This window comes from Paenibacillus sp. IHBB 10380, from assembly GCF_000949425.1.
Taxonomy (GTDB): domain Bacteria; phylum Bacillota; class Bacilli; order Paenibacillales; family Paenibacillaceae; genus Paenibacillus_AQ.
In genome coordinates, this window is sequence record NZ_CP010976.1 from 4,454,930 (window position 1) to 4,469,746 (window position 14,817).

The window sequence follows — 14,817 nt, forward strand, 5'->3', positions numbered from 1 at the left end:
GCTTCCGCCTTTCCTTCTCTAGATTAAATGTAATAGAAGTTATGATTGAACTGGATCTGGATCTGATAAAGCAAACATAATCTCGCCTTCAGCAACGACCTTACCTTCAACACTAGCTACTGCTTTCCCTTTACCAAAGCTACCCTTCAAACGAACGATCTCGACTTCTAATCTCAGCGTGTCTCCGGGAACAACTTGCCCACGAAAGCGGAAGTTATCTAGACTTGCCAGAAATCCGATCTTTCCTTTATTGCTCTCTACATTCAAAATAGCGACAGCCCCTACTTGAGCCAACGCTTCTGTAATGAGAACTCCCGGCATCACAGGATATCCAGGGAAATGCCCTATGAAAAATGGTTCATTGATCGTTACATTCTTGATCCCTACAGCACGTTTACCATTCTCTAATTCTAAAATTCTGTCCACCAGTAAAAATGGCGGCCTGTGTGGAATAATTTCTTGAATTTGCTGGATATTTAACAATGTCATGTACTCCTCTCGAATAACCATAAGATTATGGGGTTATACTATTATTATCCTTCATCTACTGCAGAGAGTGGAGGTTCAGATAAGGGACCTTCTCGGTCAGGCATCTAATGCCTGATGGAGAAGGTTCTTTTGTTCAAATATAAGAAAATATAAGTGTGAACCTATGCTTTGTTATATTTCAACGAGAAACAATGACCGCCCCTTCAAGGACGGCGAAGCCGTTTCTTCTTGCTAGTCCCCCATCATTATACAGTTATCATACACAAAAAGAAAACTCCCAAAAGAAAGGAGTTTTCTTAAACTAGTGCCTATGTCAGACCCGTTATGGTGCAAATATTAGATCAATAACGTGTTGCCAAGTCTCAAGTTGAAACACTTCAGACATCTCTTCCTTACCAAGTACAACGTAACCTACCGTCATACCCCCAATTAAAGACAAGAGCAGAAAGAGTGGAATCATCCAAAGAATTACAATTTTCCACTTGGCTTTCTTTCTCTTTGGTGGTTTGTCCTTTTTACTCATGAATAACTCCTTATCCCCGCATATTGTTAGCAAGGTTCATCAAGGTGTCACTGGAGCTCAGTGTACGGGCTACCATTTGGTAAGCTCGTTGTACCTGAACCATATCCGCCATCTCTGTCGTTAAGTCCACATTGGACTTCTCCAAGAATCCAGAACGAATCGCAACTTGTGGATTATCTCCACGTGTAGGAGAAGGAGAACCTGCTCCGAACACTTCATCTGTCGTAAGTCCAGCCGCCAAGGTGAATAGATTATCAGATAGTTGAACCAGACCTTCTGGTTTCTGTGGCTCAACTATTCTTAAGCTGTTCGTAATTCTTGCTGTCGTAGAACCATGTAGTGTAGTCCATACGTTACCTGTGGAGTCAATGGCTACCTTGCTGTTGGCAAGCACTCTAACGGGTACTGATGGATCATCATTATTCAGTACTCGATCCCCCTGATTATTTACTAATAGCATGTAATCGCCATCTGCAGGGTCGGGAACGAAATGAAATGCTCCTTCACGAGTATAAGCGGTATTGCCATTACTTTCTACTGCAAATAACGCATTCCCTTCAATTGCCAAATCTGTGGGGATACCTGTTTCTTGTAGAGCACCCTGCTCCATATTCATAGTAACCGAAGCGAGACGGACACCAAAACCGAGATTATAACCTAAAGGTGTAACCCGACCTGGTTGTTTGAAATCTTTGCCCTGATTCTGCACACGTGTCAAGGTATCTTCAAAAGAACTCTCTTTACGCTTATATCCATTATTATCCAAATTGGCAATGTTATCAGCAATAACATCGAGCCTATTCTGCATACTTGTTAAGGAAACCATCGCGCTGATCGCGGAGTTGTTCATCGTCTAACCTCCTGTTATACTCTACCCACTTCATTCACGGCCTTCTCCAAACTTCGATCATAGAATTGAATCACTTTCTGGTTCGCTTCGTATGCACGCACAGCAAGGTTCATATCTACCATGGATTGTGTAGAATTCACATTGGATCTCTCCAAGTACCCCTGTCTAACTTCCATATTATCGTCAGCAGCACTCACACGTACACCTGCCGCATCAGGATCAGCTATACGGAACACGCCGTGGCCATCCCGTACCATTTCATTGGCATTATCCACGATACTTATCCCAATATTAACTCCAGTGGGCTGCCCTGTTGCCGGATCTAATATACGACCTTGTCCATCCACTCTAAGATCTTCAACAGAACCTGTCAGCATAATCGGTTGATTATTCACATCCATCACTTGGTAGCCTGCAGAGGTTAATAACTGCCCTGTTCCGCTAACACGGAAACTTCCGTCCCGCGTATAACGAACTTGCCCTGCATCATCCTGCACTGTAAAAAAAGCTTGAGGACGAAATAAGGTGTTCCCATCGTCATCTACATATTGGCCTCCAGCATCAAAGACAATAGGTTGCCCTGAAGTTGGATCGTTACGCCCCAATTCAGATACAAGCGCAAAGTCCGTTGGCTTGTTGCTCTCCGTTACGTCTCCCTGCAAGAACATCGAGATGCTTTCTTCCAGAAACACACCCGTATTCAGCTTCCCTAACTTGCGTTCGGAATTATTCGGATCTCCACCTACAACGGAAATCAATACTTCGGGAAAGGAGCGAGCTACACTATCAACCTGCTTGTACCCTGTGGTATTGACATTAGCAATATTTTGCGTGATCGTATCGTGACGTCGCTGTTCAGTCATCATCCCCGCAGCAGCCGTATATAGTCCTCTTAACATGCAGATAACGCCTCCTTCTTCATTTCATCAGTCCATCTATCGTTAAGCAAATCTCCAACGTTCTGAAAAATTGCATATGCTCAAGCTAATATGTAGTACCTTACTTTTATATCGGCAGTTTAGTATCTTTTCTTAACCACTTTATCTAAATGATCTAGCATAATTCCCGTACCCTTCACAACACAATGCATCGGGTCTTCTGCTACCAATACCGGAACACGAAGTTCATCAGATAGTAGCTCGTCCAGTCCATTCAGTAAAGCTCCACCACCTGTCAGAATAACCCCGCGGTCAATAATATCTGCCGATAGCTCTGGTGGCGTACGTTCCAATACTGCTTTAGCTCCTAGAACGATAGTGGATACCGCGTCCCACAGTGCCTCCTGAACTTCCCCCGAAGAAATCGTTATGGTTAATGGAAGGCCGGATACCATATCTCGTCCACGGATATCCATTTCTGCTTGACGACCACTAGGGCGTACCGTTCCGATTCCTATCTTGATATCTTCGGCCGTGCGTTCGCCGATAAACAATTTATATTTAGCCTTAATGTATCTCGTAATGGCATCGTCAAACTGGTCCCCTGCTACTTTAATAGAAGAGGCGGTAACGACGTCGCCCATAGAAAGCACAGCCACATCTGTCGTTCCGCCGCCGATATCGATAACCATGTTACCACTCGGCTCATATATATTCATACCCGCACCAATCGCTGCTGCTTTAGGTTCTTCTTCTAGGAATACTTCTTTGGCACCACTGTGTTCTGCAGTTTCCCGAATTGACTTCTGTTCTACAGATGTGATATTCGTTGGTGCACAGATCAAGATACGTGGGCGGCTATACCAGCTACGTACGCCCACGCGGTCGATAAAATGTTTAAGCATCGTTTCTGCAATTTCAAAATCAGCAATAACGCCATCACGTAAAGGACGAATAGCTACAATGTTGCCTGGCGTACGTCCGATCATTCGACGTGCATCTTCCCCTACAGCAAGAACTTTTTTGGTGTCTCTTTCAATGGCCACAACAGAAGGTTCGTTTAACACCACTCCCTTCCCCTTGACGTAAATGAGCACATTAGCCGTGCCGAGATCAATTCCAATATCCTTGCTAAGCATCATGAAAAGAGCCCCCAAATGTTATTTTATATGGTTCAGAATGTCTTTAAGTGTTTCTCGACTATATTCGACAACAAGCTACACAATCAATTTAATTTCGAATAATCCAGTTACACAAATCGACCTCATACCATCTTTTAACATATCATATTTAGGGGGTTGATTCAACTTGGTTTCTATGGTGCAGTCCCAAAAATTAAGCTTTGACCACACCAACCGCCTCTCTTTTTTTGTTGTTCGTTTTTTTATACTTAATTTTGGTGGCTTCGCCTCCCCTGAGATGACGAATCGATTTGTGGTATTCGAGAATGTTCTTCACTTGATCAGCCAAGTCAGGATTAATTTCTGGCAGACGCTCGGTCAAATCTTTATGCACTGTGCTCTTCGAAACGCCAAATTCTTTGGCTATGGTCCGGACCGTGTGCCTTGTCTCCACGATACAACGTCCAATTTTAATGGTCCGTTCTTTGATGTAATCGTGCACGCTCCCGCCTCCCTACTGTGGATAGTTTGGTACATTATATGAGGAGCGTGCTTATATATTCGCGGTTTCACAGTGTGACAAGCTTAGTTAGGACCATTTATTTTGTGGACATGTTACCTTTGAGGGATGTTATCCTGTTAAAAATAGGTCTGAAAATCACAAAAAAGACAGGGAAATCCCTGTCTTTCTCCATTTTGTCAACCAGGCTTATTAGCCTGCTACTTATGATATTTATTTACTCGGGAAAATTTCTGCCGGATTTACCAAGTTACCATTGTCATACACTTCAAAGTGTAAGTGGTTTCCAAGATCCTTCTCAATCTCACTCCGACCTGCCATAGCTAAGGTGTCCCCTTGCTTGACTTCATCACCCAACTTAACTTTGGCATCCGTTAAGCTTTGGTACACTGTTCTCATGTTGTTAGGATGTGTCAATTCTACGACTGTACCTAAAATGGTAGGTGCTTCAACACGGGTAACTTTACCGCTGAGTGCGGCTTTGACTTCAAATGTCTTGTTATCACCACGGGCTAGATCTACACCAATATTCGGTTCGAAGGTTTCGTTGTACTGAACCATCGCTTCTTGATGATTCTCTGCTGTTCCTTTTGGATCATAGTAAGGCTTCACAATGTCCACTTCTGTAGCTACCGCTACAGGCCAACCTATACTCTCTGACTTGGCGATAACTTCAACAGCTTCTTGATCGACAGCGTCTACACCCGACTTAGTCGTCAGGCCAGCGTTTTCCGACACTTTAGTGGGGTCTGGGATAAGTGCTTTCTGGCTGGTATCCTGATAGACCCACACTAAGGTTAGTATGATTGCTGCTGCGGCCATGTAGACTGCCGGGTATACCCACCGTTTGGACAACAGACTTTTCCATGAAGAAGGCTTAGATGCCGTTCCTCCTTGATATTTAGGAGTATCTCCTTGGGGTTGATTCTTGTTTTTTTCATTCATATGTGTATCACCTCAGTAACCATTGTTTACCAAGATAGATTTGTTTATACGTATCTTTCAACTTATTTTTTGGACAATAGATTACTAACTTGTTGGAACTGAATGCTTGTATAGTAGTGTTTGAGAATTTGAGTTGCCGTATGCCCCTCTTGGGCCATCCCGTTAGCCCCCCACTGACTCATGCCTACACCATGCCCGTACCCGTAAGTCGTGATCATAATGTCCTCACCTGATAGAGTCCAAGTGAATTGACTAGAACGCAACCCCAGCTTCTCTCGTACCTCTCGTCCACTAAAAGAAACACCGTTAATATTCAGCTCCTTGACCCGGTGCCCTGTTGTAGTTGAAATGACATGAATAAGAGAATCCTTGGAAGTCTTAGTGCTTCCCGTTGCTGATGCAGGTATGGCTCTATTGGATAACCCTAGTTTATTTAAAAATTCCTTCTGGCTTAGTGTAATAGTATCTTTATAGTGTGGCGCAATCTTGCTATCCCACGGGCTCGATACACTCCTTAAATAAGGGATGGCTTCCGTCCAATACTCTTCTGAATTCTCTGTATATCCATTACTTGTTGAGAAGAATGAAGCGGTGATCGGCTTACCTTGATATGTCATAACCATATTTCTACTAGTCTGCGTAGCGCGTATTAACTTCTCTAATTGCGCTTCTTTCCCCTTCTGCTTCCATTCTTTCTCCAAGGTATCTTTAGAAATATAGGCTTGATGGTTCACGGTATCCGTAACCAATGCACCTGTGCCTTCTACAGGTACTCCACTCTTGTCATCTGCCATTAACCGACGAACAATAAAGGTTCTAGCTGCAATGGCTTGGGCTTTGAGCGCCTCGAATTCGAAATCTGCTGGCATCTCTGCCGCGATGACACCCGTCACATACTCTTCAAGCGGCAACGTCTCTATCTGTCCCTTCTTCGTTAAATAGACGGATACCTGCGGTTCTTCCGCTTCCGCAGGTGCGGAAGGTTGCTCGACTACCGGCGCCGCAATATCAGGTGTCGGTGGGGTTGGCTGGTGGCGAGTCATCACCACCAGCACGGGCAGTAGCAGCGCTAGCGCTAGCAAAGCCCCCGCCGCAACTACGGCGGGGTGCAAGCGCCACTTACCGCTGCTGCGGGGGCGCCACCAGCGCTTAGTTGCGCCCCATCGCCGAAGGCGGAAGCGGGCCGCTTGACGGCTCGCAGGCACCGGAGCGCTGTAGCCTAGCTGCGGCAGCTCGGCAGCATCAGAGAAAAGTGGAGTTGTTATCATAGCCGTGCGCAAATGTGGTACAAGCTTAAGGTGCCGCTCTACTGAAGCCTGAGGCTGACCTTCACGCGAAGTAAGAGATTCCGCAAATGTACCGACAGGTTCAATAACCACTTTGATCTGTCTATATGGATCTTTCATTTCTCAATAAACCCCCATCTTCTTAGTCTCTTCTATCTACTATGATTTCTGCGCTTCCTACTCTTATAAATATATGAGTTTGAAAGAGCTGATAGAACCTTTTTGAGAGAGAAGAAAATTCACTGAAACGCAGAATTCAGAAGTGGATGCTAGAAGATCCATATTTTCAGACATACACAACAAAGATAAACCAATATCGTCCTTTGAAGGACGACATTGGTTTATCGATAAAATATAGATGAGTTTATACTTTCTCATATTATAAAAAAAGACCAAGTCCCATGGACCTGATCTTCATAATGGAGCAATATTAAATATTATTTACGACACTCATTACCCCCAAGTTGGCTGCACTGAGAAACGCTTAACATCTTCTTTCACTGTCTCTTTAATTGAAGGCTGTTCGACAGAAACTTTGTCCTTAACGGAAATTCGCCAAATATCTGCACCAAGTGCAGACAACTTCTCAGCCAAATGAACATATCCGCGATCAATATGATGCACACCCTCAACCTCAGTTGTTCCATTAGCAACAAGTCCCAACAAGATTAACGCTGCACCTGCTCGTAAATCTGTTGCACATACTTTAGCACCGTTTAATGTTGCACCGCCCGTGATAATAGCTGTCCGACCTTCGACTTTAATCTCTGCATTCATGTGTTGAAACTCATCCACATGCATGAAGCGATTCTCGAATACCGTCTCAGTAACAACGCTCGTACCTTGAGATACAAGTAGAAGAGACATCATTTGAGATTGCATATCTGTCGGGAATCCCGGATATGGCAATGTCTTAATATCTACTGAACGAAGTGGTTGCTTCGCAATCACACGCACACCGTTCTCATCTGGCTCTATCGTTACACCCATCTCTTGCATCTTCGAAATAACGGGGCCCAAATGATCAGCAATCGCACCCTCTACATACACGTCACCGCCTGTAATGGCGGCTGCAACCATATATGTACCTGCTTCAACTCGGTCAGGAATAACGGTATGACTCACCCCATGCAGTTGGTCGACGCCTTCGATTCGAATAATACCCGTCCCAGCACCGCGAACTTTGGCACCCATTCCATTCAAATAGTTAGCTAAATCGACAATTTCCGGCTCTTTTGCCGCATTCTCAATTATCGTAACACCTTCGGCTAAAGTAGCAGCCATCATAATATTCTCAGTAGCTCCTACGCTTGCAACGTCCAAATAAATCTTGGCACCACGTAGTCTGCCATTACTTCTCGCTTCAATGTATCCTTGTCCTAGGCTGATCTCAGCTCCTAGTGCTTCAAATCCCTTAAGATGTTGATCAATTGGTCGTGTACCAATTGCACATCCACCTGGCAATGAAATTCGGGTATAACCCATACGTGTCAGTAACGGACCCATTACGAGAAAGGATGCGCGCATTTTGCGGATCAATTCATAAGGAGCCTCACAAGTTGTTATTGACTCTGCATTCACATGCATCACTTCGTTGTCGTAAGTAACACTTACGCCGAATGATTCCAGCACCTTACTAATCGTCATTACATCGTCAAGAGGAGGAGCGTCATAAATAACGCTTTGCCCAACTTCCCCCAGTAAAGAGGCAGCGATGATCGGAAGAACTGAATTTTTTGCTCCGCTGACTTTGACACTTCCGGTCAATCTATTGCCACCGCGGACGATAAATTTGCTCATCAATGATTCCCTCCGCGTCCTAATTTTTCTATTTGAGTTATCTAATAAAGATCACTGTTAATTCCCAAATGCCATCATAACACTGTTCATTTCAAGTGTACAAGCGTTTTTTAGAGTTACAGATTATAATTGATAATCACTAATATCATCATTTAATGGATTTATCTAGGCTATTGAATATTACTTATTCCACATTGTTGACATAATGAATTGTTATTATTCGATAAGTCTATGAAAGATATAACCCAACACGGATCCTTAAAACATATATCTGATCATTTGACTCCATGTCATGTAATCCAGTATAAAGCCCGACACAAAGTGACCTAGAACTACGGCTATTAATAACTGAAGCAGCCTACCCTGTGCACTTTTCGGGTGACGAATGAATAAATCAAGCTTCAAATTTTGTAAAGCCCACCATGCCAGCGCAATACATATGAGTGACACCACGATCGAGACCAGACCGCTAACGCCAACAACTCCTGATACGTTATTTGCTCCGCTTAGGTCCATATTTCTGTTCTCATTTCCTTTCTATGTTTTCGTTATCATGCAGTTCGACTCTTATATCATACTTGTCAAAGGCTAAAGAATCCAGTTAAGGATTATTTTTTGCGGAATAACGGATTACTAATCATATGAATTTTTATGAAGCATTAACAATACATTATGCGCCTATCTTAAGTTAAGTGCTTTCACATACAAAAAGAACAGTCCGCTGGAAACCCAGCGTGACTGTTCTTTGGATACTATATTTATTTATCGGACTGGCCCGATACATCGATCCGGTTCATCGCTCTCTTCAGAGCAAGCTCTGCACGTTGGAAATCAATATGATCCTGAGTACTGCGAGCAGCCAAACGACGTTCGGCACGTTCTTGAGCAGCACGGGCACGTTCCACATCAATTTCCTCTGAAAGCTCAGCACTCTCAGCCAATATAACCACTTTGTCCTTCCGAACTTCCACGAAGCCACCGCTTATTGCAATTGAGAGCTGTTCTTTACCCAATTGAACAATGATGGGCGCTACTTGTAATGGAGTTACAAAGGGAATATGGCCGGGTAAAATACCAAGTGCACCTTCAACACCACGAACGATCAGCCCTTCAACCTGTCCAGTATAGGCTGTATGATCAGGCGTCACAATTTCAAGTAAAATGGTACTCATGTCTTCCCCTCCTAAAAGCTATTCGAAGAATAGCTTTCTTCGTAAGCATTAGCTCAGCTATTCGAAGAATAGCTTACATCGTAAGCATTAGCCTAGCTATTCGAAGAATAGCTCACTTCGTAAGCATTAGCTAACTCAGACTCATTACATTGTCTTCGCTTTTTCAACTGCTTCTTCAATCGTTCCTACAAAGAGGAAAGCTGCTTCAGGAAGATTATCGTGTTTACCTTCAAGGATTTCCTTGAAACTACGCACAGTGTCTTTGACAGCTACATATTTACCTGGGAATCCATTAAATTGCTCAGCAACGTGGAATGGTTGTGACAAGAAACGTTGGATTCTACGCGCACGACCAACTGTCAATTTATCATCTTCACTAATCTCGTCCATACCGAGGATAGCAATAATATCTTGTAGTTCGTTATAACGAGCCAAGATTTGTTTTACCCCTTGAGCTACGTTGTAATGTTCTTCACCAACAACTTCCGGTGTAAGAATACGGGAACTTGATGCCAGTGGATCTACGGCAGGGTAAATACCCATCTCAGAAATTTTACGTTCCAAGTTTGTCGTTGCATCCAAGTGAGCAAATGTTGTTGCTGGTGCTGGATCCGTATAGTCATCCGCAGGAACATAAATAGCTTGAATAGACGTTACAGAACCTTTTTTGGTAGAAGTGATACGCTCTTGCAATTGACCCATTTCTGTTGCCAGTGTTGGTTGGTAACCTACAGCTGACGGCATACGGCCGAGCAATGCGGATACTTCTGAACCGGCTTGTGTAAACCGGAAAATATTGTCAATAAAGAGAAGAACGTCTTTTCCTTCTTGATCGCGGAAATATTCTGCCATTGTTAAGCCTGTCAAGGCAACACGTAGACGTGCACCTGGTGGTTCATTCATTTGACCGAATACCATAGCCGTCTTCTTGATAACGCCAGAGTCTGTCATTTCATGATACAAGTCATTACCTTCACGTGTACGTTCACCAACACCCGCAAACACGGAAATACCACCATGTTCCTGCGCGATATTGTTGATCAATTCTTGAATGGCAACCGTTTTACCAACACCTGCACCACCGAAAAGGCCGATTTTACCACCTTTTTGATACGGAGCCAGAAGGTCGATAACCTTGATACCTGTTTCAAGCATTTCAGCTTGAGTTGACAGTTCATCATATTTAGGAGCTTGACGGTGAATCGGGTTCTTAACCTCAGATACGACTTCACCAGCTTGGTCAATTGGCTCTCCTAGTACGTTAAATACCCGTCCCAATGTATTAGGACCTACAGGTACTGAGATTGGGGAACCTAGATCAACAGCATCCATACCACGAATCAAACCATCTGTACTTGACATAGCAATACAACGTACTCTATTATCACCCAAGTGATTTGAAGCTTCTAACGTCAGATTGATCTGTCTACCATTAGGTAGGACAGTTTCAATTTTAATCGCATTGAAGATCTCCGGAAGTTGACCTCGTTCAAATTCGATGTCGACAACCGCACCCATAATGCTGACAACGCGTCCTTTGTTCATCTTTTGTTTCCCTCCTACAAATCTGCTATAGCGTGGATCTTAAGATTGAGCATTTGCTCCTGCCACAATCTCGGATATTTCTTGAGTAATCGCTGCTTGGCGAGCACGGTTATAAGTAAGCTGTAATTCACCGATCATTTTTGTCGCGTTCTTGGTAGCACTACCCATCGCCGTCATTCTCGAACCAAGTTCACTAGCTTTACCGTCCAATAGGGCGCCAAAAATGAGTGTCTCAGCATATTTCGGAAGAAGCACTTCAAGAACACCTGCCGCAGACGGCTCATATTCATAATTAGCTTCGATCTTGTCTGATTCTAAAGTCTTCATTGGCAACAATTGTTCCGCTTCAGGAACTTGTGTCAATGCATTCACGAAACGATTGTAACAGATGAACAACTCATCGATCTGACCTTCTTCGAATTGACGCACCGCTGCATAAGCAATCGATTTAATGTCAGCAAATGAAGGTGTATCCGACAAATCTGTGAGCTCTCCTACGATAGGCATCTCTCTACGTCGGAAGTAATCTCTTCCTTTACGTCCAATGACAAACAATACGTATTCATCTTTGGATTGATGACGTTCAGCAATAATCCCCATCACTTTTTTCAAAATGTTAGCATTATAGCCACCAGCAAGACCGCGATCCGAAGTTATGACCAGATACCCTGTTTTTTTAACAGGACGTTGTTCAAACATTGGATGCGAGTTTCCATCGGATGCCGCAGCAATACTGTTCACTACTTCTTTAAGCTTGTCAGAGTATGGGCGAGCTGATTGGGCCTTCTCCTGAGCTCTTCTAAGCTTCGAAGCCGCTACCATTTCCATCGCCTTGGTGATTTGTTTCGTACTCTGCACACTCTTAATTTGGCGTTTAATATCACGTAATCCTCTTGCCATGTTTTCACCACCTCAAAGTTTTGACGAATGTCAAAACTAGCATCGAAAGCATTAACTTCGTTTTGACTAATGTCAAAACTAGCATCATAAGCGTCAACATAGTTTTGACGAGGTCAAAACTAGCATGTAAGCATTCTTTCCAAAAGAATGATACCGAGCCCTAAGGCTCGGTCTATAGTTATGACTTAAACCGAAACAGCAAAGCCTTTTATAAATTTCGCAATAGCATCTTTCAGCGCAGTCTCGTTGTCTGCTGTCAAATCTTTCGTATCACGAATGGATTGAAGAATTTCAGGATGATTGCTCTCAACGAATGTTAAATATTCTTTCTCAAAACGACGGATTTCGGATACTGGAATATCATCCAAATGACCCTTAACCGCTGCATACAAGCTGATGACTTGATATTCAACTTGAAGCGGTTGGTTTACGCCTTGTTTCAGAATTTCCATTAATCTTGCACCACGATTCAAACGTGCCAATGTCGATTTATCTAGATCAGAACCAAATTGGGAGAACGCTTGAAGCTCACGGTATTGCGCAAGATCGAGCTTCAGACCGCCTGCAACTTTCTTCATTGCCTTAATTTGTGCCGAACCCCCTACGCGGGATACGGATACACCGACGTTAATCGCTGGGCGTTGACCTGAATAGAACAATTCAGATTCCAAGAAGATTTGTCCATCAGTAATGGAGATAACGTTCGTTGGAATGTAGGCTGCAACATCCGATGCTTGTGTTTCAATGAACGGTAGTGCGGTTAATGAACCTCCACCCATTGCATCACTAAGCTTCGCTGCACGCTCTAATAGACGGGAATGCAGATAGAATACATCCCCTGGATATGCTTCCCGACCTGGTGGACGACGAAGTAGCAAGGAAAGTTCACGATAAGCAGATGCTTGTTTAGTCAAGTCATCATAAATAATAAGGGCATGTTCGCCTTTGTACATGAAATATTCACCCATAGCGCAACCTGCATACGGTGCAATATAGAGTAGTGGAGATGGATCTGATGCAGATGCTGTAACAACAATCGTGTACTCTAGTGCGCCATGACGACGAAGGGTCTCAACGACTTGTGCAACAGTTGATTGTTTTTGACCGATTGCAACATAGATACACTTAACGCCATTACCCTTTTGGTTAATGATGGTGTCGATTGCAATTGCTGTTTTACCTGTTTGACGGTCACCAATGATAAGCTCGCGTTGGCCGCGACCAATGGGTACCATGGCATCAATAGCTTTAATTCCCGTTTGCATCGGTTCATGAACCGATTTGCGATCGATAACGCCTGGCGCACTGCTCTCTACCGGGCGGAACTCCGTTGCAGCAATTGGTCCTTTACCATCGATTGGCTCACCTAGGCCATTAACTACTCGTCCAAGTAGAGCTTCACCTACAGGTACTTGCATAATTTGACCCGTACGTTTCACTTGGTCGCCTTCTTTAATGTCAGTGTAAGGTCCAAGAATAACAACACCCACATTACTTTCTTCCAAGTTGAGCACCAATCCGACTACACCATTGGAAAATTCCAATAGCTCCCCGGACATTGCGTTCTCAAGCCCGTATACACGAGCGATACCATCACTAACTTGAATGACAGTTCCGACTTCTGCCACTTCAATGTCAGATTTATATTGTTCAATTTGACTTTTAATCAGCGTACTAATTTCTTCAGGTCTGATACTCAATATTTTCACCCCTATCTACTATGCTTGTCTCGCAAAAGATTGCTCCAGACGCGCAAGCTTGCCTGACAAGCTTCCATCGTACAAAGTATCGCCAATGACAACTTTCAATCCTCCGAGCAGACTTTTATCGATAATATTGGTCACGCGAATATTTTTGTGCACAATTTGACCAAACTCAGCTGCCACGGTTTCTTTCTCCCGTTCATCAAGTTGATAAGTGGAATATACGACGGCATCCGCCCGTCCTAGGCTTTCACCTTCGAATTTGACGTAGCTCTCTAAAAGATCGGGGAATATATTCGTTCTCCGCCGTTTCACAAGTAATTCCACGGTATTGATCACAGTCTGAGATAGCTTACCTTGAAGAGCTCTACTGAGCGCATTCAATTTATCGGCTTCGGAAATGTTTGGTGTAGACAGGAACGCTTCAATATCTGGATTCGATTGGATAGCTTCCACGATACTTTTCAAATCCTGTTCCACTTCAACGGTTCTTTGCTCCTGTGATGCCACATCAAACAGTGCCTTAGCATACCGTTTGGCGACTACCGTATCTCGACTCATGATCTGCCCCCTACCTCTTTGAGGTATTGATCCACAAGATGCTCTTGCGTGTTGTCCATTTTGACTTCTTTATCAAGCAGCTTGGACGCAATTTTCACTGAAACAGTACCAAGTTCACTTCTCAATGCTTCAACAGCCTTGTTCTTCTCACTTTCAATGTCGCGAACAGCCTCAGATTTAAGGCGTACCACAGCATTGCTAGCTTCCTCAAGAATCTGTTCAGCTTGTTTACTGCTTGTCTGTTTAGAACGTTCAACGATATCGTATGCTTCTTTACGAGCTTCTTCCAACGCAACCTTTTGATCTTCAACATATTGCGTTGCTTGTTCCCGTGTTTGTTTAGCATCTTCTAATTGGTTAAGAACGAGTTCGCGGCGTTGCTCCATAATGCTAAATAATTTGCTAAAAGCGAATTTATTAAGCGCCCAATATAGAATGATAAACGAAGCTATAGATATAACGATATTCTCCCAAATAATTTCCACTGAAGTCACTCCTTCCCGTTAGAACATACGAATGAAATC

General features: G+C 43.6%; 16 protein-coding genes. All 16 read right to left on the reverse strand.

The genetic code is table 11. The features are described 5' to 3' along the window. Positions 1–39: 39 nt before the first annotated feature. The 16 genes from fabZ to atpF all read right to left on the reverse strand — a co-directional run bounded on the left by fabZ (position 40) and on the right by atpF (position 14,778). The gene (gene fabZ / locus UB51_RS20250) at positions 40–483 is read right to left on the reverse strand and encodes a 3-hydroxyacyl-ACP dehydratase FabZ (RefSeq protein ID WP_044878837.1); all 444 of its coding nucleotides are present in this window, start codon (positions 481–483) and stop codon (positions 40–42) included. Positions 484–811: 328 nt separating this feature from the next. Next, a complete protein-coding gene (locus UB51_RS20255; protein WP_044878838.1) occupies positions 812–1,012 on the reverse strand; it encodes a DNA-directed RNA polymerase subunit beta in 201 nt (66 codons plus the stop codon). Between the two features lie 10 nt (positions 1,013–1,022). Next, positions 1,023–1,862 carry a flagellar hook-basal body protein gene (locus UB51_RS20260; protein ID WP_044878839.1) on the reverse strand — a complete coding sequence of 280 codons (840 nt, stop codon included), beginning with the start codon at positions 1,860–1,862 and terminating at the stop codon, positions 1,023–1,025. Positions 1,863–1,876: 14 nt separating this feature from the next. After that, entirely contained in the window at positions 1,877–2,761 is an 885-nt protein-coding gene (locus tag UB51_RS20265) for a flagellar hook-basal body protein (protein WP_044878840.1), read from the reverse strand. A 119-nt stretch (positions 2,762–2,880) separates the two neighbouring features. Then, positions 2,881–3,879, reverse strand: coding sequence for a rod shape-determining protein (locus tag UB51_RS20270; RefSeq protein WP_044880325.1), 999 nt, complete (start codon positions 3,877–3,879; stop codon positions 2,881–2,883). Between the two features lie 196 nt (positions 3,880–4,075). Beyond that, positions 4,076–4,363 (reverse strand): sporulation transcriptional regulator SpoIIID, encoded by a 288-nt coding sequence (spoIIID, locus tag UB51_RS20275; protein WP_044878841.1) that lies wholly within the window; start codon positions 4,361–4,363, stop codon positions 4,076–4,078. Between the two features lie 231 nt (positions 4,364–4,594). Then, complete coding sequence (locus UB51_RS20280) at positions 4,595–5,326, reverse strand: M23 family metallopeptidase (RefSeq protein ID WP_044878842.1); 732 nt, start codon at positions 5,324–5,326, stop codon at positions 4,595–4,597. Between the two features lie 62 nt (positions 5,327–5,388). Continuing rightward, complete coding sequence (gene spoIID, locus UB51_RS20285; protein ID WP_082063208.1) at positions 5,389–6,732, reverse strand: stage II sporulation protein D; 1,344 nt, start codon at positions 6,730–6,732, stop codon at positions 5,389–5,391. A 333-nt stretch (positions 6,733–7,065) separates the two neighbouring features. Beyond that, complete coding sequence (gene murA, locus UB51_RS20290) at positions 7,066–8,412, reverse strand: UDP-N-acetylglucosamine 1-carboxyvinyltransferase (protein ID WP_044878843.1); 1,347 nt, start codon at positions 8,410–8,412, stop codon at positions 7,066–7,068. A 258-nt stretch (positions 8,413–8,670) separates the two neighbouring features. Continuing rightward, a complete protein-coding gene (locus UB51_RS20295; protein ID WP_044878844.1) occupies positions 8,671–8,928 on the reverse strand; it encodes a DUF1146 family protein in 258 nt (85 codons plus the stop codon). A 242-nt stretch (positions 8,929–9,170) separates the two neighbouring features. Next, complete coding sequence (locus UB51_RS20300; RefSeq protein ID WP_044878845.1) at positions 9,171–9,584, reverse strand: F0F1 ATP synthase subunit epsilon; 414 nt, start codon at positions 9,582–9,584, stop codon at positions 9,171–9,173. Between the two features lie 144 nt (positions 9,585–9,728). Beyond that, complete coding sequence (gene atpD, locus UB51_RS20305) at positions 9,729–11,129, reverse strand: F0F1 ATP synthase subunit beta (protein WP_044878846.1); 1,401 nt, start codon at positions 11,127–11,129, stop codon at positions 9,729–9,731. A gap of 39 nt (positions 11,130–11,168) precedes the next feature. Beyond that, positions 11,169–12,029: an ATP synthase F1 subunit gamma gene (gene atpG, locus UB51_RS20310; protein WP_044878847.1), complete on the reverse strand. Its 861-nt coding sequence runs from the start codon at positions 12,027–12,029 to the stop codon at positions 11,169–11,171. A 185-nt stretch (positions 12,030–12,214) separates the two neighbouring features. Continuing rightward, positions 12,215–13,729, reverse strand: a complete 1,515-nt coding sequence (gene atpA, locus UB51_RS20315) for a F0F1 ATP synthase subunit alpha (protein ID WP_044878848.1) — start codon at positions 13,727–13,729, stop codon at positions 12,215–12,217. 18 nt (positions 13,730–13,747) lie between these two features. After that, on the reverse strand, positions 13,748–14,293 hold the full coding sequence (locus tag UB51_RS20320) for a F0F1 ATP synthase subunit delta (protein WP_044878849.1): 546 nt from the start codon (positions 14,291–14,293) through the stop codon (positions 13,748–13,750). Next, on the reverse strand, positions 14,290–14,778 hold the full coding sequence (atpF, locus tag UB51_RS20325; RefSeq protein ID WP_044878850.1) for a F0F1 ATP synthase subunit B: 489 nt from the start codon (positions 14,776–14,778) through the stop codon (positions 14,290–14,292). The genes UB51_RS20320 and atpF overlap by 4 nt, the downstream gene beginning before the upstream one ends. Positions 14,779–14,817 lie beyond the last annotated feature (39 nt).

Bases quoted from the DNA above. Each gene is read 5' to 3' on its own strand.
- UB51_RS20255 (WP_044878838.1), bottom strand. From the start codon at position 1,012: ATGAGTAAAAAGGACAAACCACCAAAGAGAAAGAAAGCCAAGTGGAAA.
- UB51_RS20260 (WP_044878839.1), bottom strand. From the start codon at position 1,862: ATGAACAACTCCGCGATCAGCGCGATGGTTTCCTTAACAAGTATGCAG.
- UB51_RS20265 (WP_044878840.1), bottom strand. From the start codon at position 2,761: ATGTTAAGAGGACTATATACGGCTGCTGCGGGGATGATGACTGAACAG.
- UB51_RS20270 (WP_044880325.1), bottom strand. From the start codon at position 3,879: ATGCTTAGCAAGGATATTGGAATTGATCTCGGCACGGCTAATGTGCTC.
- UB51_RS20280 (WP_044878842.1), bottom strand. From the start codon at position 5,326: ATGAATGAAAAAAACAAGAATCAACCCCAAGGAGATACTCCTAAATAT.
- spoIID (WP_082063208.1), bottom strand. From the start codon at position 6,732: ATGAAAGATCCATATAGACAGATCAAAGTGGTTATTGAACCTGTCGGT.
- murA (WP_044878843.1), bottom strand. From the start codon at position 8,412: ATGAGCAAATTTATCGTCCGCGGTGGCAATAGATTGACCGGAAGTGTC.
- UB51_RS20295 (WP_044878844.1), bottom strand. From the start codon at position 8,928: ATGGACCTAAGCGGAGCAAATAACGTATCAGGAGTTGTTGGCGTTAGC.
- UB51_RS20300 (WP_044878845.1), bottom strand. From the start codon at position 9,584: ATGAGTACCATTTTACTTGAAATTGTGACGCCTGATCATACAGCCTAT.
- atpD (WP_044878846.1), bottom strand. From the start codon at position 11,129: ATGAACAAAGGACGCGTTGTCAGCATTATGGGTGCGGTTGTCGACATC.
- atpG (WP_044878847.1), bottom strand. From the start codon at position 12,029: ATGGCAAGAGGATTACGTGATATTAAACGCCAAATTAAGAGTGTGCAG.
- UB51_RS20320 (WP_044878849.1), bottom strand. From the start codon at position 14,293: ATGAGTCGAGATACGGTAGTCGCCAAACGGTATGCTAAGGCACTGTTT.